Origin of the sequence: Arthrobacter sp. SLBN-53 (assembly GCF_006715585.1) — a bacterium.
In the GTDB taxonomy this organism is placed as follows: domain Bacteria; phylum Actinomycetota; class Actinomycetes; order Mycobacteriales; family Mycobacteriaceae; genus Mycobacterium; species Mycobacterium neoaurum_A.
This window is the reverse complement of record NZ_VFNN01000001.1, coordinates 603,108-621,971: the sequence shown is the minus strand read 5'-3', so window position 1 is coordinate 621,971 and position 18,864 is coordinate 603,108. Positions and strand designations below refer to the sequence as shown.

Annotated in this window: 13 protein-coding genes; 3 read left to right on the top strand and 10 right to left on the bottom strand. The window is 64.5% G+C overall.

The window, feature by feature from the left end; all coding sequences use genetic code 11:
- Positions 1-21: 21 nt before the first annotated feature.
- The 5 genes from FBY28_RS25945 to FBY28_RS03005 form a co-directional block, all read right to left on the bottom strand.
- Positions 22-1,422: a tyrosine-type recombinase/integrase gene (locus FBY28_RS25945; protein WP_216847473.1), complete on the bottom strand. Its 1,401-nt coding sequence runs from the start codon at positions 1,420-1,422 to the stop codon at positions 22-24.
- Positions 1,423-1,544: 122 nt separating this feature from the next.
- Complete coding sequence (locus FBY28_RS26350; protein WP_216847472.1) at positions 1,545-1,727, bottom strand: helix-turn-helix transcriptional regulator; 183 nt, start codon at positions 1,725-1,727, stop codon at positions 1,545-1,547.
- 871 nt (positions 1,728-2,598) lie between these two features.
- Complete coding sequence (mobF, locus tag FBY28_RS03015; protein ID WP_174241523.1) at positions 2,599-8,406, bottom strand: MobF family relaxase; 5,808 nt, start codon at positions 8,404-8,406, stop codon at positions 2,599-2,601.
- A gap of 182 nt (positions 8,407-8,588) precedes the next feature.
- Entirely contained in the window at positions 8,589-11,711 is a 3,123-nt protein-coding gene (locus FBY28_RS03010; protein WP_011856887.1) for an MMPL/RND family transporter, read from the bottom strand.
- A 330-nt stretch (positions 11,712-12,041) separates the two neighbouring features.
- Positions 12,042-12,677 carry a TetR/AcrR family transcriptional regulator gene (locus tag FBY28_RS03005; protein WP_011856886.1) on the bottom strand — a complete coding sequence of 212 codons (636 nt, stop codon included), beginning with the start codon at positions 12,675-12,677 and terminating at the stop codon, positions 12,042-12,044.
- A 104-nt stretch (positions 12,678-12,781) separates the two neighbouring features.
- On the opposite strand from FBY28_RS03005, the gene FBY28_RS03000 reads away from it, so the two are divergent.
- A complete protein-coding gene (locus FBY28_RS03000) occupies positions 12,782-13,651 on the top strand; it encodes a metal-dependent hydrolase (protein ID WP_011856885.1) in 870 nt (289 codons plus the stop codon).
- A gap of 133 nt (positions 13,652-13,784) precedes the next feature.
- Here the strand turns inward: FBY28_RS03000 and FBY28_RS02995 are convergent, their stop codons facing one another.
- From FBY28_RS02995 to FBY28_RS02985, 4 genes are read right to left on the bottom strand one after another with little or no spacing between them, the layout of a single operon-like run.
- Complete coding sequence (locus FBY28_RS02995) at positions 13,785-14,675, bottom strand: alpha/beta fold hydrolase (protein WP_011856884.1); 891 nt, start codon at positions 14,673-14,675, stop codon at positions 13,785-13,787.
- A 58-nt stretch (positions 14,676-14,733) separates the two neighbouring features.
- Positions 14,734-15,186 carry a PaaI family thioesterase gene (locus FBY28_RS02990; protein WP_011856883.1) on the bottom strand — a complete coding sequence of 151 codons (453 nt, stop codon included), beginning with the start codon at positions 15,184-15,186 and terminating at the stop codon, positions 14,734-14,736.
- Complete coding sequence (locus FBY28_RS25710) at positions 15,171-15,332, bottom strand: hypothetical protein (RefSeq protein WP_156442342.1); 162 nt, start codon at positions 15,330-15,332, stop codon at positions 15,171-15,173. Before FBY28_RS25710 ends, FBY28_RS02990 begins: the two co-directional genes overlap by 16 nt.
- A 28-nt stretch (positions 15,333-15,360) precedes the next feature.
- Positions 15,361-16,548 (bottom strand): cytochrome P450, encoded by a 1,188-nt coding sequence (locus FBY28_RS02985; RefSeq protein ID WP_286177690.1) that lies wholly within the window; start codon positions 16,546-16,548, stop codon positions 15,361-15,363.
- An 82-nt stretch (positions 16,549-16,630) separates the two neighbouring features.
- Between FBY28_RS02985 and FBY28_RS02980 the strand changes: the two genes are divergently transcribed.
- Positions 16,631-17,227, top strand: a complete 597-nt coding sequence (locus FBY28_RS02980; protein WP_011856881.1) for a TetR/AcrR family transcriptional regulator — start codon at positions 16,631-16,633, stop codon at positions 17,225-17,227.
- A complete protein-coding gene (locus FBY28_RS02975; RefSeq protein WP_011856880.1) occupies positions 17,224-18,273 on the top strand; it encodes an LLM class flavin-dependent oxidoreductase in 1,050 nt (349 codons plus the stop codon). The genes FBY28_RS02980 and FBY28_RS02975 overlap by 4 nt, the downstream gene beginning before the upstream one ends.
- Positions 18,274-18,321: 48 nt before the next feature.
- On the opposite strand, the gene FBY28_RS02970 is transcribed toward FBY28_RS02975, so the two are convergent.
- Entirely contained in the window at positions 18,322-18,786 is a 465-nt protein-coding gene (locus FBY28_RS02970; protein WP_059166595.1) for a DUF6188 family protein, read from the bottom strand.
- Positions 18,787-18,864: the final 78 nt, after the last annotated feature.

Genomic DNA, 18,864 nt, shown 5'->3' with positions numbered 1-18,864 from the left:
CGGATCTCAGTGGGCCGAGGGTCAACCGAAGAGTGCGGCGCCAGCGGCGCGCAGATCCTCGCGTTGAGCATCGGAGTAGATGGACAGAGACACGGCGGGGTCGTGCCCGTGCCACGCGGCGACGACGTGGACCGGCAAACCGCCGGCCAGCATCAGACTGACGCTCGTGTTGCGTAGACCCTTCAGGTGGAGACGACGCAGGCCGGCGCGGGCACGCAGTCGCTGGAACTCATCGGAGTACCACTCGTGGCGGATGGGGGTGCCGTCGGCCCGGACAGCGATCAGACGGTCATCGGACCACGTGTCGCCCGCGACGCGCGTCTCTTCCTGCTGCTGCACCTTCAGCCTTTCTAGCGCCGCCGAGAGCTCTGGAGGTAGCGGCAGCTCGCGGAGGCTGCGTCGAGATTTGGGCATGCCCTCGACGGCGTCGTTGCCGACCAGGACACGGCTTCGGCGAATCGACAACGTGTCGCCCTCGAGGGCCGACCATCGGATGCCGAGCACCTCGGACCGGCGCAAGCCGTAACAGCTCAGCAGCCAGCAGGCGAAGAGCCGTTCATCGCGCACTGACTTACGGAACTCGTCGACTTCGGCGAGTGTCCACGACTTGGCCGTCGCGGGTTTGTCGTCAACGAGGGGGTCGGCTGGCCGCTCGACCAGTGCGATGACATTGCGACTGAGCGTGCCCTGGTCGACAAAGGACTGGATGACCATGCCGAAGGTGGTCAACGTCGAGCGGACAGTGATGGGTTTGACTCCGGCGTTCGAAGTGTTCTCTGCCTCAGGGTCTTGAACTATGTACATGCCTCGGCTGGGACGTGCGACGCGGTTCGCCCGCTTCAGGCCGGACAGGCATGTATGCACGTTCTCGTTCGGGAATGCGGCGACGAGATCGGCCGCGGAGATGCCTCCGGGATGGGCAGAAATTTGCTCGATGACTCGTCCGGCCAAGCTCCCCGGCTGGTAGCAGCGGCGAGACCTTCGACCGCTGGTCAGCATGTAGTCCACAAGTGCATCGCCGTCAGCTTTGGTGAGCTGCTGAAGGTTCCTGCCGCCGAGGAAGCGTCTGACGACGGCGAGGTCGTGCCTGTAGCCCTGCAGTGTGACGCTGCGGATTCCCCGGCGTCCCGCCAGCCATTCATCACATGCTTCGGCCACCGTGAGTGTTGACTTTCGTGCGTAGACACCGATCGTGACTTCAGTTGTGATGCGACGGTATTCGCGCTTCGCCTCGGTCAGGGTGCGGTAGGTGAATCGGCGCCTGTCTCGGCTGCCGTCCGGCTTACTGCCGACGTCGGCCCGGAACTCATAGCTGATCGAGCCATCCTTGGACGTCCGTTTGGTAATCGGCTCAGCTCGGCGGGCACGTTTCGACGAGTCGCGCTTCGACTGATCCGCCGAGGCGTTGGGGCTTGGATTCACGAGACCGATCCTGCGGGTTCGAAGGCAGTGGACCGGGCACCGTCTACTGCGATGGAGGAAAACCTCGCCTACACCGGGGAGCGCCGGCGCGGATACCGAGCAGCGACGAGGAACTCAATCCATTATGCCGCAATGATCTGACGAAGTTCGGCGGTCACAACGTAGACGCGCCCGCCCAGCCGCTTTGACGGAAGTTCGCCTGTGGACACGAGCCGGTATGCCGACGCGCGACTGATACCCAGCAGTATTGCTGCACGCGGTACCGGGAGGAGTAGAGGCAGGCCATCTAAAGAACTGTTATTCAACGCTATTCACCTCCTCAAAAGCCAGAGAGGCGACGTTGCCTCAGGGCCAGTGCTTGGGCTTCACGCGTCTTTCTCAAGATTCGGTCGGCTTGATTGACGGTATGCGCAATCGTGACGTGCTGTCCACCACGCTAGGCGTATCCGCTGCGAGAAAATTTGGCTACTAACGTATTTCGCTATTTGTCCACAATGCGAGCGGACAAACGGCGAAAAATCTGTCGTAGTGGAATGCCGTCAGATTTCGATTCGGATCCGGCTAGGCTGCGCCCTGCAATTGTGAGAATCGTTTATCTATGGGGATAGATGGCGAACATATTTCGCTCAGTTGTCGACCCCGTAATCAATGAGCTCGTATAACTCGCTTCGCAAAACTGCGCGCAGTGCCTCTGATCGTGCGGATCCAAATAAATGACGCTGTAGTTCCAAATCCGGTGGCACGCCGTGCTGCCGAGTCCATTGATAGACCCTTTCGTCGCCAATGGCACCGGCCTGTGCGCGAACCATCCAAGTTATCTTCTCTGCTTCAGCGTTGAGGAAAGCTGCACGGCGCGAGTCACTCCAATCGTCAGGAAGGCCGAGCTCGGAGTTGTATACCGCCTGGACCGTGCGCAGGACTTCCGGATCGATAGCCAGCGGCATTGACTCGGTGCCGCACGCTCGTACCCCTGACGTCCGACGCCGCAGCGCGAGGGCGTGTTGCCCGGTCATGATCGTCCCCGGCGACGCGGGGCCTGGAAGCGGTAGCCACCACAGGCCAAACGGTGGGGGAAGGCCTTGCATGCCATTTCCTCACGATACTCCGCAGCTTGCCGAAACATGTTGCACATTAGCGATTTCTGCGTGTAGGTACGCCTTGAGAAGAACCGAGGAGCTAGTCGTCGATGCTTGCGCCGAGATCTTGCTCCCGGTCGTTACGCGGGGTGTTCCAGGAGAGGGTGAGTTGTAGTCGGTGTGCGGAGCGGATGGCGCGGGTGGCGGCGTCGTAGTCGTTGAGCAGATGTCGCCAGTCCTGGGCGAGCTGGGTGCGGTCGTGGCCGGCGGCGAGCGTGATGGCTGGCGTTGGATTGGCCGTCCGTCGGTGGTCGGTGGGTCCGAGTTGTGTGGCCCAGGGCAGGGTCGTGGCCAGTAGTCGCAGAGCGCTTGAGGCTGGTCCGGGTGTGCTGGTGCTGGGGTCGAGGATGATGGCGCGGGCGTTGTTCGCGGTGACACATCGGAGGACGTCGGCGAGATGGCCGGGGTGGGTGTGTGTGGGGTTGTCGATGACGACGATGGTGTGCGGTCCCAGGGTGTGAAGTTCTTCGGCGAGGCCTTCGATGTTGTTGTCGAGTGGGCGGAGGCTGTCTGCGGAGTCGAGCCCAGGGTCGGTGTCTGAACTGTTTTGGGTGGTGCTGAGCCACAGCACTTTTCGATCGTGGGTGTTGGCTACCATGCGCAGGGTGCGGAGGGCTGCAGCGGTGTCTGGATGGGTGCGGTCGGCGTACAGGTAGCCGACGAGGTAGGGCTGGGCGGCGAGTGTTGTGATCTGCGTGGCGATGGTCGAGTCGATCGATTCGAGTGCAGAGTCGGTGATGGCGAGCGGTGCGTGGTCGATATCGACGTGGCGTGCGGCGCGCAGGACGTCGAGTTCTTGCTCTGCGGGTTCACGCAGCTTCTCCAATGCCGTTTCGGCTGCGGTATGTGCGGATGCGAAGGCGCGGGCGATGTCGCGTTCGGCGCGCGTGATCTGTGCGGTGAGGGTGTTGCAGCGTGCGCGTAGTGCTGTTCGGGCGGTGCGGTCGTCGTTTCTTGCGGTGTTGCGCAGTGTGTCGATGTCGCGTTCGGTGGCGATCGGTTCGCCGCCGCCGGCGTGTGCTCGTGCGGCGCGCGCGTTCTCAAGTAACGGCTGGAACTGCGTGGCGGGGTTGGTGTCGGGGAGGAAGGCGTTGTGGAACGCGAGATCGGCTTGGGCGGAGGCGATATCGAGTTCATCGGCATCCGGGTCGGCGCGCAGCGACAGCAGGCGATTCTGGGCATGTTCGATCATCAGGAGCACGTTGTTGAACGCAGCGTCCGCGTCTGACCACTGCGCGACGATCTCGGTGACGGCATGTCGGTACGGTCGATCGGCATCGACCTGGCGACGCATGCGCGCCAGCTCTTCGACGACGGCCTTCATCGCGGGGCCGTTGTCAGCCTTGATCTGGACGTCGAGAACGTTCAATTGCTCGCTGGCGGTGCGGTATTGCTGTTGCAGCGAGTGTAGGAGCTCGATGGTGACCAGGGGTTCGCGGTCCGGCGCGGTGGTGGTGAGCTCTTCGAATCGAAGTCCGTCGATGGGGCCGGTGCCGTACTCATAGGTGTTCCCGACGTCGGCAGAGTTCTGTTGGTCAAAGTAGTACGCGGCGTCGTGGGGCGGTACGGGATGGGCAGGGTCGGGCGGGAACAGCGCCTCTTCCTCGAACGGGTCGGCCGGCATGTCATCAGGTAGGGGTACCTCGGCAGCGCCGGGGTGCAGTGCCGGGTGGTGGGTGAAGGCGTCGATGGTGTAGGTGATGAGTCGGGCGTAGTCGGCGGCTGGGATCGGTTCGTCGTCGTCGGCGAGGTGCTCGGCGGCCAGTTGCAGCAGGTCGCGTGGGGTCCAGGTGTGTGGGTCGGCGGCGCTGATGGCGGCGACCAGGCCGGGCCAGGCGGGGTCGGCGCAGATGGTTTCGGCCAGCGCGGTGCCGAAGGTGTCGTCGAGGTCTCGCAGCCAGGCCGGCCGTAGCCGGGAGTGGGTGGTGGCCAGCGTGGTGGTGGGGGACAGGGCGCCGATGATGCGCCACCACAGTGCTGCAGCGGGTTGTTCGTCGGGCAGGGGCTTTTGGTGCGCCGCATTGATGAGGGTTTCGCGGAAGTGCGGGGTGGTGCGGGCGGCGTGAGCGAGTTTGGTGGCCAACTGCGGCCAGTAGGCGTCTGCGCGCAGTCGCGGGTCGAGGTGGTCGATGAGGTCGTTCCAGCGGGTGGTGTCGGCGCTGTGGCGGCTGATGCCGGCGGCGGCGTGGCGTTGCAGCAGTGTCTGGACGGCGCGGGTGCGGACGGGGCGCTGCGGAGCGCCGGTGAGGCGGGTGTCGGAGTCGGGTATTCCTGTGGCGCAGCGCAGGACGGCGATCTCGGCGGTCAGTGCGGTGTTCACGGTGATGAGGGGTCTTGCCCAGGCGGGTGCGGTGGCGTGGGTCCAGTCGCGGGCGCGGGCGCGGATGTCGTTGGCCAAGTCCTCGACGAGGGCTTCCCTGCGCCTTAGGTAGTTGCCCCAGTGCGGGTCGTGGGTGAGGGTGTCGGGGATGGCGGGAAGCCAGCGCAGGACACCGACGCCGGCGGAGTGGGCGCCGGCGGGGTCGATGCGGTAGTCCAGGACGGCGGCGGGGTCCGCGGCGTTGTGGATGTCGCCTTTGGCCAGGGCGTCGGTGAGTAGTTGGCGGGGGTCGGCGCCCTCCACCGCGTGGAGGGCGAGGCGGCGGCGCAGCACCGGCCAGGCTTCTCGGGTGCTGAGTTCGGGCAGGACGGTGTCGGCGAGGGTGTCGAGGTGGTCGCGGGTGCGGGGTCCGAGGTGGTGTTCGGCGGCGACGCCGAGGGCGTCGTAGAACATGTCGGCGGCGGCGTGCAGGCGTGTGGCCGGGTCGGCGGCCTGTCGGGCAGCGGTGGTCGCCGAAACCTGTGCGCCGTCGCGGGCCAGCACGCGGGTGAGGACGTCGACGGCGGTGTCGGGGTGGGTGGCTTTGGGGGAGAGCAGGCGGTGGGGATCGGCTTCGGCGGTGGACAGGTAGAGGTGGTTTTCGTCGGTGCCGCGGGTCATCGCGACGTAGAGGTGTTGGCGGGTCAGTTGGTCGGAGCCGACGATGTGGCAGGTGCCGGTGGTGGTGCGGCTTCCGGCGGTCAGGCCTTGTGCGGAGTCGATGGTGGCGGCGTAGCCGAGGGTGACGTGCTCGGCGAGGTAACCGGCGGGCAGGGTGACGTGGCGTCCGCTGCGCAAATGGTGGGCGACGATGGCGCCGTCGGGTCGGACGTCGGTGAGGGTGTAGCGGTAGCCGTTGCGGACGTAATCGTCGCGGCCGATGGGGATGCGGCGGTTGTTGCGGCGGGTGCGGATGGTGTCGCCGACGCTGGCGTGCAGCCCGTCGGACAGGACGACGGTGGGTTGGTGTTGTGCGTGGGGGGTGGTGGCGATGCGGTCGGCGCGGGCGCGGGCGTTGAGGGTGGTGATGATGTCGTTGGTGGGGGCGAGCAGGATGGAATCTGTGCCGGCGGCCAGATCGTCGCGCCATGCCCGGTAGGCCATGTCGGCGGCGGTGTCTTCGGTGCCGACGTGGATGCGGTGGTGGTCGATGTAGAAGGCGATGCCGGCGGGGTCGGCGTCGTGCAGTGCGAGCCCGGCAGCGGCTTCGGCGGGCGATTTGAAGCGCACGACTTCGGACAAGGTGAGAGCGTCGGTGGCTTCGGCGATGTCGCGCAGGACACCGCCGGCCGAGATCGAGGAAAGCTGTCCGTCATCACCGATAAGACGCACGCTGGCGCCTTTCGATAGTGCATCGGCGATCAGGCGGTCGAGTCCGACGGTGGAGGCTTTTCCGGCTTCGTCGACGATGATCAGCGTGTCGGGTCCGACACGGCGAAACCAGCTGGGCTGTGCGTTGGCCGGCTGGTCGATGGTGTGCACGTACTTGTCGATGGTGTCGGTGCGGGATTTGAGGTCTTCGTCGAGGACGATTGCCGCTTCGGCGGTGGGGGCCAAACCGAGGACGTGGCCTCCGGAGCTGCGCCACGCATGGGCCAGGGCAGCCATGGCGGTGGTCTTGCCGGTGCCCGCGGGTGCGAGCGCGAGTGCCAGCCGCCGCCCGCACGTCGCCATCTCCGCGACGAGTGCGACCTGGCCGGGGTTGAGAGTGCGTCCGCGCAGCTCTGCGTCGGCGCGGGCGAATTCGACATCGAGGTCTGTGGCGCAGCGGCCGTCGACACGTGCGACAGCGGTCAGGATGCGGCGTTCGGCGGCCAGGATGTCTCGGCTGGTGAATGTTTGCGTTCCGTGGCGGGTGTAGACACTTGCGCCGTCGCGGCGGCGCAATGCGACAGGCTCACCCAACAGGCCGTCCCCGACACTGGCGTGCGGCACCGAGAAAGATTCCGACAGTGCGGTATCGGTGATGCGATCGACGAGTCCGACATTGTGCGACACGTTGTGGTGGCGGACAACGCGCAGTGCTTCGGCGCGGACGTGGTGGCGCTGCCAGGTCGCGCGATTTTGGGCCACCGTCGCGATGATCTCGTCGGCGCGCGCCGACACCCACCGATCATCGGTCACCGGGACCCGATATTGCCGCGCGGGGTGGTCGAGGATGTCGGCCAGCATCCGCTGCACGCCGTCGCGGCCGAGGACCTCCACGGCCTGGTTCCGCCAGGTCGCGCGCTGCTGGGCCAGCGAGCGGGGCTCGTGCTTGTCCTCGCGCGTTTCCAACGTTGCCTGTTGGGCCAGTGCGATGATCTCGACATGTGTCGGTTCGCGACCATGATCGGTCTGAAACTGCTTTGCGAGCTCGGCTGTGCGGCCTTCGATCATGGCGCGTCGGCTCGACCACCTGGATAGCAATTCTCCGGGCAGTCCGACGATTTCGCGGACGGGTCGTTTCCCGGCGCCGCGCGACTTTTCGGTGAACGACACACCCAAACTGGAAGACAGATGAGCTTCCAGGCGCGTGTTGTACAACTCGGAGGCGGCGACCACGGTTCGGTGCAGCGGTTGGCCGTCGAGGGCGAGCCAGCGGCGCACGCCGTTGGCGTCGACGTGGCAGACCTTGTTCGAGACGGCGATGTGGGTGTGTAGGTCTGGGTCCCCGGCGCGCGAATCGCGATGGGTGAACGCCGCGGCGATCAGTCCTTCGGTGTCGACTTGAGCGACACCGTTGGTACCCAGCCGGGTGAACGCCGCATGATCCTGCAACCAGTCAAGAACCTCGGCAACGGCGGCATCGTGGGCTGTCTCGATTTTCTCCGCGACAGTCAGTGGCGCGATAGCCCACAGTGCGGAAACGGATTTCACGGGGGAGAAGGTCAGGTCGTACCCGGCGACAGCGGTCGTACGGGCGCGGGTATTGCGGGCGATGAAGCCTGACAGTTCACGATCATCGGCCGGTGGGCGGGCGTACTGCTCGCCAAACATGTCGACAGCGATACCGGTGCGGAGGCGAGCACGCAGGTCAGCGTCGATCGTGGTGTTCCACTGGGCACCGGCGGCAGTGTTGTGTTCGCGGTATGCGACCGCGAGCCGTCGAGCGAACTCGGGTTCCCCGTCACGGACGTAGAACTTGCGGCCCAATCGGCCCGCGGTGCGCTGAGAACCGACTCCGCGGCCGGCGACGAACCGTTCGATGCGATCGGCGTTGGGGTGCAGGCCTTCTCCGAAAAGGGCACGCATCTGTTCCTCGCCGACATCCGATCCCGCCTCGACCGACCAGATGTCGTGACGGACATGCGAATCAATATCCGTCCCGCTGGTCTCGGATAAAGCGGCCAAACCGCGCCCGAGCCAGCGGCCCGGCGCTTCGCCTTTCGCCGAGTAGTAGTCGGCCAATGTGGATCGGCCGCGCTGAGTATCGTCGGCTGCTGCGACTTGGCGCACCAGGTACAGGTATCCGTCCCCGGCGGTCAGCTTGTGCAGCGTCATCACCATGACGCGCACCTGGATGCCACCATGTCCGGGAGGAAACTCCGTTGGTTTCGAAATTTCCACCACCAAACCGGCAGTTCTTAAACAACTCTCAGAAAGTACCGGCGCAGGGGTCGTATTCATTCGGGGTGAATACGCCTTCACGCTGGTCGGCATGTAGCGCCGGGTATTGCTCTGTTCGCTTTTCACCTCTCCTGGACCAGCACGTGAGGTGCGTCCTTAATGCCTCCTGGGTTGGTCTGACCGGGTCGCGGGTTTGTTGCTTTGGTGGGCCACCAGCTGGCTTCGCGTAGGAGTGTGGCGATGGCGGGCACGGTGAGGGTGCGCACGAGGAAGGTGTCGAGCAGCAGCCCGAAGCCGATGATGAGGCCGGCTTGGATCATGATGGCGACTGAGCCGACCATGAGGCCGAACATGCTGGCGGCGAATATGAGGCCAGCGGAGGTGATGACGGCTCCGGTGTTTGCCACGGTGCGCAGGACGCCGACGCGGATGTTGGTTCCGGATTCTTCGCGGAGCCGTGAGACGAGCAGCATGTTGTAGTCGGCGCCGACGGCGACGAGGATGATGAACGCCAGCAGCGGTACGGGCCAGGCGATTTCGTGGCCCAGTCCCCATTGGAAGACTACGACGCCGATGCCGAGTGATGCGAGGTAGTTGAGCACGACGGTGCCTAGTAGGTAGAGCGGTGCTAGGAGTGCGCGCAGTAGTAGGACCAGGATGACGCCGACGATGATGATGGTGGCGATGGCTAGTTGTGCGAAGTCGGCCCAGAGGAGTCGTTGGATATCGGAGTTGACGGCGGGGAAGCCGGCTACGGACACGGTGGCGTCGGCGAGTGACGTGTTGGGTCGTGCGGTGTTGGCGGTGTCGGTGATGCGGCTGGCGAGGTCCATGGCTTCAACGCTGTATGGGTCGTGGCTGCTTTCGATCATGAACCGCGCTGTTTTGCCGTCCGGTGAGAGGAATTGTTCGGCGACGTCGGTGAATTGCCGGTTCTCGAATGCGTTGGCGGGCAGGTAGAAACCGCTCGAGGAGTCGGAGTCGGCCGCTGCGCGCGAGGAGTTCTGTAGTTGGGTGGCGATCTGGCTCATGCCGGACAGCATTTCGATGTTGCTGTCGGCGAGGGTGCGGACGCCGGTGGCGAGTGCTTGGGCGCCGGAGGCCAGCTGTCCGATTCCGTCCTGCAATCGGCGGAGATTTGTGGTCAGGTCGGCGGGGTCACCCAGGGCTCCGAATGCCTTGTCCAGTGAGGCGACTGCGTTCTGGACGTTGGCGAGGGTGCCACCAACGGTGGCATTGGTGGCGGGATCGTAGCGGTCCCCGAGGTCGGCGATTTGGTTGAAGAATCCGTTGTCGCGCAGAGTGACCAGGATCTGGACCTGGTTGCGGATTTGGGCGCATTGTGGGGTGGTGGCGCACCAGGGTGAGGTGTTGAGGGCGCCGACGAGTGGGTCGAGTTGAGTGATTGCGTTTTGGGCTTGGTTGGCCAGCGGTCGTAGTCCTGGGCCGGATTGGATGGCTTGGTCGACGGCGGGGGCAGTGGCGGAAAGTTGTTGCAGCAGCGGCCGGAATTGGTTGACCTGAGTTCCTGCGGATTGGGCTTGGGTGAGGATTCCGGCTAGTGGTGTGAAGGCGGTGCGCACGGTGCTGTCGAGTTGGGCGAGGCCGTCGGCGAGCTGGTCGGCGCCGTCGGTGAGTTTGGTGAGGTCGTCCTTGCGGGAGTTGCCCTCGGCGACGGCGCCGGCCATTTTGTCGCCGATCTGGCCGTTCTGCCAGGCCAGTTCTGCTTGGTCGAGGCGCTCTCCGGTGGGGCGGGTGACTCCGGAAACCTTGGTGACGCCGGGGATCTGGGAGACGCGGGAGGCCATCTCGTCAAGATCGGCCAGTCCTTTGCCGGTCCGCATGTCGGTCGGATTTTCCACGACGAGGAATTCGCTGATGACGACGTCTTTGCGGAAGTGGCGGTCCAGCAGGTGGTAGCCCAGGTTGCTGGCCGTGGTGTCTGGTTGGCCCTTGCGGTCGTCGTAGCTGATTTTGATGGTTGCTGCCGCTGCCGACAGGGCGAGCAAGATGACCAGGCTGACGATGAGTAGTGGCACGGGACGGCGGACCACGGCGACGGCGACGCTGTTCCAGTAGCGGCGGGTGCGATCGGGTTTGGGTTCACCGATGCCGCGTTTGGCGGCTAGCGACAGCACCGGTGGCAGCAGGGTTACGGTGGCCAGAAATCCGAACAGTACGGCGATGGCACACGCGGGGCCAAGGGCGGCGAAGACGCTGAGCCGCGCGAAGACCATGGCCAGGAACGCGAGTGCGACGGTGGCGGCGGAGGCGAGGATGACGCGCCCGATGCTGGCGGTGGCGTGGATGACGGCCTGATCGGCGGGTACTTGGGCGCGGCGCTGTTCGTGGTATCGGCTGATCAGAAATACGGTGTAGTCGGTTCCCGCGCCGAGCAGGATCGCAGTCATGAAGGCGACGGTGAACTGGGAGACGGGCATGCCCATCTCGCCGAGGGCGGACAGCACGCCGCGCCCGACTGCCAGGCTCAACCCGATTACTAGCAGCGGTAACAGCGCGGTGAACACCGACCGGTAGACGATCAGCAGGATCAGGGCGATCACGCCCGCGGTAGCGATTGAGATCAGCAGCAGGTCGTGCTCGGCGGATGCGATCATGTCGCTGAAGGTTGCCGGTGGTCCCGTCACTTGCACAGTCGTGGTCGAGCCGGTGAAGACCTCGGCGGCGATGTTGCGCACCGCGTTTACCGATTCGGCGGCCGTGGGGTCTCCGAGGGTGCCGGTGACACCTACGGGCAGGTACCAAGCTTTGCGGTCGGCGCTGACTGCCTGGGCTTCGGTAATCGGATCGGACAGTAGGTCCTGCACCAGCAGGACGTGGTTGCCTTCGCCCTGCAACCGGCGCACGAGTTCGCCGTAGCGCTGCCGTGCAGTCGGAGTCAAGCCATTGGGGTCTTCCATGGCGACGAACACCATGGTTTTTGAGCCTTCTTCGCCGAAAGCGGCGCTCATGCGGTCAACCGTCTGCAAGGACGGCGCATCGCGAGGGATGAGGTCCACCGACTGTTGGCGCACCACGGTTTCTAGCTGGGGGAACAGCAACGCGAGGACGACCGCGGCGCCTAGCCATACCCCGATGACCAGCGCTTTGTGTCGGAGGGTGAATCGGGCTAGCGCTGCCAACCGTTCGCTGTACTCGCGGGTTTCGGCCGGGTTGGGGGATCCGTTGTCCCGCTGGCCACGGCGCGTGGCCTGGCCTGGGGAATCTGCAGTGCCGTCGGTCACTGGGCCTCCACTAGTAGCGAATCGTAGCGATACTATCGGTATCGCTACGCTACCGCATGTAGTGCAAGTGGTGGCGGGGCCGTCGTCGCCAGGCCGCGCAAAGCGCGCGGCTGGCGAAGGGGCCGGCGACCGCTATCGAGTCGGGACCGGGCCGACGGTCGCAGTGGGCAGAGGAATGATCGAACACTCAGTGGGTTTCTGGAAGCCAGGGCTGACGCTGTAAGTCGACGACACTGGCCTTGGATGCCGTTCAGGGTCTTGCTGTTGCTGTTCTCGGACGTTGGTCGTCGGGCGCACGCACGGCCACATCGCGTAGCGGGGCCGCTAGCTCTAGGTTTGCGCTTCGGTTGTGGCCGACTGGCCCGTGTTCTGCAGCAGCACGTAATTGCCTAGGCTGCCCAGGAAACCTGCGCAGTGCTGAACGAGTTCATCTGTGGTGAATTCCAGTTCTCCGTCGAGTCGGCGGCGCAAGACTTCGAATAGCCCTCCCACGCCCAAGGTCGAAGCCAAATGGGCAACCCCCACGGCAGAGTCGGCGATGTCGAGGTGAAGTCTGGCTTCGCGCAAGACAAGGTCGGTGAAACCTGCCATTAGTTCGCTGCGTAGCTCTCGGAGCAGCGGCTCGGTTGCAGATTCCACGAACAGGATCCGACCCAGCCGCGGGTCGTTGTCGATCATGCCGACCAGCCTGCGGATTGGCGCGTACGCCAATACCTCCGGTGGCTCGCCGGCATCGGGGATCGCGTCGACTATCACCTCCTGGAAGGTGGCATAGAGCTGCTGGTAGACAGCCCGCAGGAGTGCGTCTCGGTCGGAGAAGTGCTGGTAGAAGTACCGTGACGTGACACCCGATTCAGCGCAGACGGCAGTCACAGTGGCGGCGGCAACGCCGCGCGTGCCGATCAACTCCGTTGCGGCCTCGATGAGACGGGTGCGCCGGTTCCGGTGACGCTCCTCGGCGGACATTCCGCTATACACCCGCGCCGAAACCACGTGGATAGCTTGCCATCTAATTCTGACAAGGCTTAGAGTCAGATTGACCGCGCGTCCTTGGCGAATGGGAGAACAACATGAGCGACGATTCGTCCACACGGCCCACCGCACGGGTCGTCCCGAAGCCCCGCCGTGTTCGATTCGATATGCCTGCTGGGACCAGTCGGCAGCACTTCGTTGATGGCGACTTGGTGATGAGCCACTTTGTGTCCACCTTGTCGGCCACGTTCCCCGAAGGCGAAGACTTCTTTATCCGGTCAGTCCGCGAGTACCGGGACCACATCAGCGACGCTGACCTCAAGGAGGCGGTCAAGGGGTTTATCGCACAAGAGGCCACCCACCGACACCAGCATCGGCTGCTCAACGATCGGCTTCAAGCAATGGGCTATCCCACCGAGGGGATCGATCGGCATGTCAAGAAGCTGGTTGGCCGACTTGAGAAGCGTTTTTCTCCCAAGATGCGCCTGGCTGTGACGGCCGCCCTCGAGCACTACACGGCGACATTCGCCGAGATCATTCTCACCAGCGACGAAGCTCAAGAACTGATCGGCGACACCGAAGTGCGGCCTATTCTGCTCTGGCACGCACTGGAAGAATGCGAGCATAAGGCCGTTGCTTTCGATGTCTACGAGACGGTCGGTGGAAGCGAACGCACCAGGGTCTGGGGGATGCGGATCGCCAGCCTCCTCTTGTTCAGCGAGTTGGTCATCCAGACCACCCGCTCTCTGGCTGGTGACCGTTCCGCCTACAACCCGGTGCGCTTGCTGCGCAGCCTTCGAGCCTTCCGTCATAACCCGCTATTCAGCCCAGCAGCAATTGCGCGCTTTCGCTCCTACACCCGCGCCGGATTTCATCCCGACGACTGGGACAGCGCAGAAATCCTCGAACGCTGGACCAAGGAACTCTTCGACGCCGATGGTGGCCAGCAAGTGCGTAGTGGCGTCTAGCTCGACCAGAGCCCGGCACAGTTCAAAGTCGGCCTTAACCGAAGAACACTTCATGGGCTCCGCTTCGCGCGCTGTGAAGTCAAGATCGGTTCTGACTACTGGCCGATCGATGGTGCTCGACCAACGTCGCGACCTACAGGAGGTTCCGGCCGAGGAACTCGGTGACGGCGCAGCCGAAGGCGTCGTTGTCGTCGCCGGCGATCATGTGTCCGGTGCCGGATACGTCGACGGTCTCGGCGTGGGGAACCAGTTGCTTGAACTCGTCGACGGTGGCTTGGGAGACCACGTCGGACAAGAGGCCCCTTACGAGAAGTGTTGGGGCATTGACCCGTCGGGCTCCGTCGATCAGCAGGTGGCTGATTGCGTCGAATTGCTCCGTTCCCGTGGTCGATTCGTCGCGGAGAAAGTCGAAGTTGGAGTGAATGAATGCCGGGTCCCACCGCCAGATCCAGCGGCCGTCGTGACGCTGCCGTAGCACCTTGCGCAGGCCGTCGACGTTGGCCGGGCGCGAGCGATGGGGGTTGTACGCGGCGATCACCTCTGCGGCGTCAGAGAGGGTGCTAAAGCCATCGGGATGTGCGGCCATGAACGTCACCACGCGACGGGCGCCCTGGAATTCAAGTCGCGGGGTGACGTCGACCAGGACGACCGCCGCCCACGACGCCCCGGATGTCAACAGATGCGTGCCGAGCACGGTCATGCCCCCAAGGGATGCACCTACGACCGCAGGGGCGGTATAGGCGCTGAAGTGCTCGCGCACGGCGAGAAGATCGGTCGCGAGTCGCTCGATGTCGTACCTGCCGGCTGGGTCCCAGTCGCTGTCGCCGTGACCGCGGGTGTCGTAGGCGACGACTGTGTATCCGCATGCGTGGAGGCGACGCGCTGAAGTGCTCCACGCGTGCCGGTTCTGGCCGCCGCCGTGCAGGAGCAGCACGACGGGACGGGCGTCATCGTGGCCGTAGCAGTCCGCAGCCAGGGCGATCCCGTCCTGGGTTCGGACCCGATGCTGCACGGCGGAGGTCATGACACCTTCCTGGCGAGATCGTCGTCCGCCCGAAGCGTGGGCCCGGCAGCAAGCGCCTTCATAGTGCGTTGCCCGCGGCGTTCACGATCGTGACCGTGCCCTGGGCTACGCAGACGGCTTTGTCGCCGTTGCTAATGTCGATGCGCGCCACTCCACTGCGCTTGCCCAGCGACACGATGTCGGTGACGGCGACACACACACCGGTGGACACGGGTCGCAGCAGGTTTAGCTTGAATTCGGTGGTGGCGACCCATGATCCGGCCGGAATGACGGGGTAGAACACGACTCCGAGACAGTGGTCGACCATCGCCGATAGACATCCGCCGTGCAGGGTGCCGAAGGGTGTGAGCAGTTCGGCACGGGTTTCCATCTCTGCCACCAGCCGACCGGCGGCGAGTTCGGTGTGCCGAAAGCTCAGAAACCTCGACAGTCCACCTGCTGTGTTCGGCGATCTGAGCAGCTGGTCGGCGATCTGCTCATCGAAGTGCGCGAATGTCACTGCCACCACCATGCCCCTTTCTCCTGTCCGGTCATGGGTCGATCACCGTTCGAGCCCGCGAATCGTTTGAGCATGTCGCCGAATGCGCCGAGGTCGCCGTGCGCGGCGGAGTGCTCGATATCGACGGCGATGAAGAACCTGGCCGCGCGGTGATGCACACGACGCGTCGTCGAGGAGGGGCACGGGCTAGACCGGTGTGGTCCAAGTGATGGGCAGCGATGTGTAGCCGCGGATCGGTCCGGACCGCAGCCGCCGCGCCGATTCAAGATCGACCTCCCAGTCGGGCACCTTGTCCAACAGAGCATCCAGAGCGATGCGGGCCTCCATCCGCGCCAGTGCCGCGCCCAGACAGAAGTGGATGCCGCGACCGAAGGCGACCTGGTGCTCACTGGTGCGCTCGATGTCGAACACGTCAGGATCGGGGAAGGCGCGCTCGTCGCGGTTGGCCGACCCGAACAGCAGCAGCACCTTCTCACCTTGACGCATGGTCGTGTCGTGCAGTGTGACGTCGCGGGTCAGGGTTCGTGAAAGTCCCTGTGCCGGTGAGTCGTAGCGCAGCAACTCCTCAACTGCCGGCCCCAATAGTGTTCGATCGGCGGCCAGGCGTCGGCGGGTCTGCCGATGCTGGGCCAGCACGACCGCGGAGTTCCCCAGCAGATTGGTGGTGGTCTCGTAGCCCGCGACGAGCAGCAGCGCGCAGAAGCCGAGGACTTCCTCGTCGGTCAGTCTGATCCCGTCGACTGTGGCGTTCGCCAACGCCGACATCATGTCCTCGCGGGGGGTTTGGCGGCGGTCGGCGAGGAAGTCGGTGAAGTAGGCGTAGATCGAGGTGGCGGCGGTCAGTGCGTCGGTGGTTTGTCCGTGGTTGACGTCGACCTGGACCAGTTGGCTCGACCACAATCGGAACTGATCACGATCGGTGGCGGGAATGCCCAGTAGATCGGCGATCACCGCGGCGGGCAGGATCGCGGCGAAGTCGGTCACGAAGTCCGCCGAACCAGAGCCCTCGTCGAGGCGCTCGAACAACTCCGCGGCCATCTGTGTGATGGCGCCCTGCAGCCCGGCCACCCGCCGGGGAGTGAACGCCCGGCTCACCAGGGCACGCAACTGGTCGTGGCGCGGAGGGTCCATCACGATCATCATCGGCAGGAACGAGCCGATGAAGTCCGATCCCGGTGGGGTGGGGAAGATGCCGTCCACCGAGGAGTACGTGCCGTGATCCAGTGCTGCGGCCTGGACGTCGGCGTGCCGGCTCAACACCCAGGTATGGGATTCCTCGGCGCGGTACACCGGAGCCGTGTCACGCAACGACCGATACGTCGGATAGGGGTCGTTGAGAATCGAGGCGTCGAACGGGTCGTAACGAATTTGCACCGAGACCACCAAGACCTCCGACCACCAAAGTAACGACGGTTTAGACTCGCAGTCTAAACCGGCCGAACGGGACAGGGGGGCAATGCGCAAGATTCCACGTCAGATCTCTGACCGGCTTCCCGCCGCGGCGGACTTGTTCGCCGAGAAGGGGCTCAACGACTCCAAGATCGAAGACGTCGCCGCGGTGACCGGTGTGCCGAAAGCGACGCTGTACTACTACTTCGCCGGTAAAGAGGACATCCTTGCTTTCCTGCTCGAAGACCTCCTCAAGGACATCTTCGATGCTGTGACCGCGATCGTGCACACCGGCGGCACCGGTGCCGAACGCCTCGAACTCGTGATCCGCGCACAACTGCGGGCAATGGCGCAGCGGCCAGCGGTATGCCGTGCACTCATCGGCGAATTGGGACGAGCGGCCCGCATGCCGGCTATCGCCGAGATGATCAATACCGCCTACCAACAACCCGTCGAAACCCTGCTCATCGAAGGGGCCCGCGACGGATCCCTCGTCGCTCAGCCCGATGCGCGATCGACGTCGATTGCGCTGTTCGGCGCGGTCACCATCAATGCACTCATGTACCTGGTCACCGATAACCACCTCGACGAGACGGTGGTCGCCAGCACCCTCAGCGCCGTCATGTTCGACGGGCTGCGCCCGCGCACAGGAGACCAGTCATGAGCACCTACGGCCTGTCGGTTCTCGGCGCGGATCTGAAGTCACTGGCCCAGACCGCCCAGGCCGCTGATGCGGCCGGGTTCGACGCCGTATGGGCCTCGGAGTTCTATTCTCGGTCCGGATCGATCTCCATGGCCGCGATGGCCAACAGCACCCAGAACTGTCGGATCGGTTCCTCCATTCTCTACGGCGTCGGCCGAAGCCCCCTGGTGCTGGCCACCGAGGCGCGCGACCTCGACGAACTCTCCAACGGACGACTGGTACTCGGCATCGGCAACGGCACCAAACGGATGATGGGCGACTGGCACGGCGTGCCCGACACCTCCGCACCCGCCCTGCGGATGGAAGAACTCGTGATGCTGCTGCGCCGGATATGGAACCTGCATGAAGGCCCGATCCATCACGAGGGCCGTTTCTACAGAATGAATCTCACCCCGACCGGCGACGTGGGACCCTCCAGCAGGCCGATCCCGATCGTCACTGCCGGTGTCCGGCCCCGGATGTGCGAGGCGGCCGGGCGGGTGGCCGACGGCCTAGCCGGACATCCGCTGTTCACAACCACCTACGTCGAAGAGGTCGTCCGGCCCGCTATCGCCAGGGGCGCCGCGCACACCGGCCGCGACCCCAATGACGTGGAAATCATTTCCATGGTGATGTGCGCCATCCACGACGACGCCGAGGTCGCCAGGCGCGAACTGGCGCAGCAGATTGCGTTCTACTCCTCGGTCAAATCCTACGAGACGGTACTCGATGTGAACGGCTTCGCCAGCGAAGGCCGAGCCATCCGGCAAGCATTCGCCCAGCGCGATTTCCCGGCGATGTTCGCCGCTGTGTCCGAGGAGATGATCGACGCCATGGGTGTCGCCGGGACGGCGCACGAGGTCCGTGAACAATTGAGACGGTACAACGGCGTCCTCGACCACATCATGCTGTATTCACCATCGGTCGGCATCACTGCCGAACGCGTGCAACAAAACCTCGACAGCATCATCCGGGAATGCTCGCCCGCCTCGATGTCGCCAGGGCGGTCCTGTCCACGTTCAACCTGATCCACGTATTGCCGCCCAAGTCGACCCGTCGCAGTGTCCGCGGCCGGATTAGTGGGTATGCCGCGCCGACCCCGCCGATGATTGCCTGACGCTGTTGACGATGTTGGCGTCGTCGGTGTCGGGGAGGTCATGGCGGACCACGCGTACCCGTCCTTGAGGTAGACAGGCCATGTAGCCGTGGCGCATGCCATAGAGCTCCCACGCTGTCTGTTCAGCGTCGGGATCGACATCGATGCGATGTCCGCGCGAGAAGCTCAGGTGTAGCCCTCCATCGTCGCTGGACCAGGCCTGGGTGCACAGTGCGCCGGCGAGGTTCAGCAGCGGGCGTTCGTGGGTCGCGATCCTGAGGGGGTCAATACGCACCGCCTCGATGGGGTAGGTGCCGACGGCAGGAAGCGTCAATAGTAGGGGGCAGGAGATGACGATTTCGTTGTAATCATCGAAATCCAGAACCAGGCCGCCGTGCAGCGAGAGGCGTTGTACGACAAGGTTTTCGATCCATTGGGTGTACATGGCAGTCTCTTTTCGACGCATCGTTGAGCCGTATCCCCAAAGAGTACGCCAAGTATCGCTGCGATACCAGCAGTATCG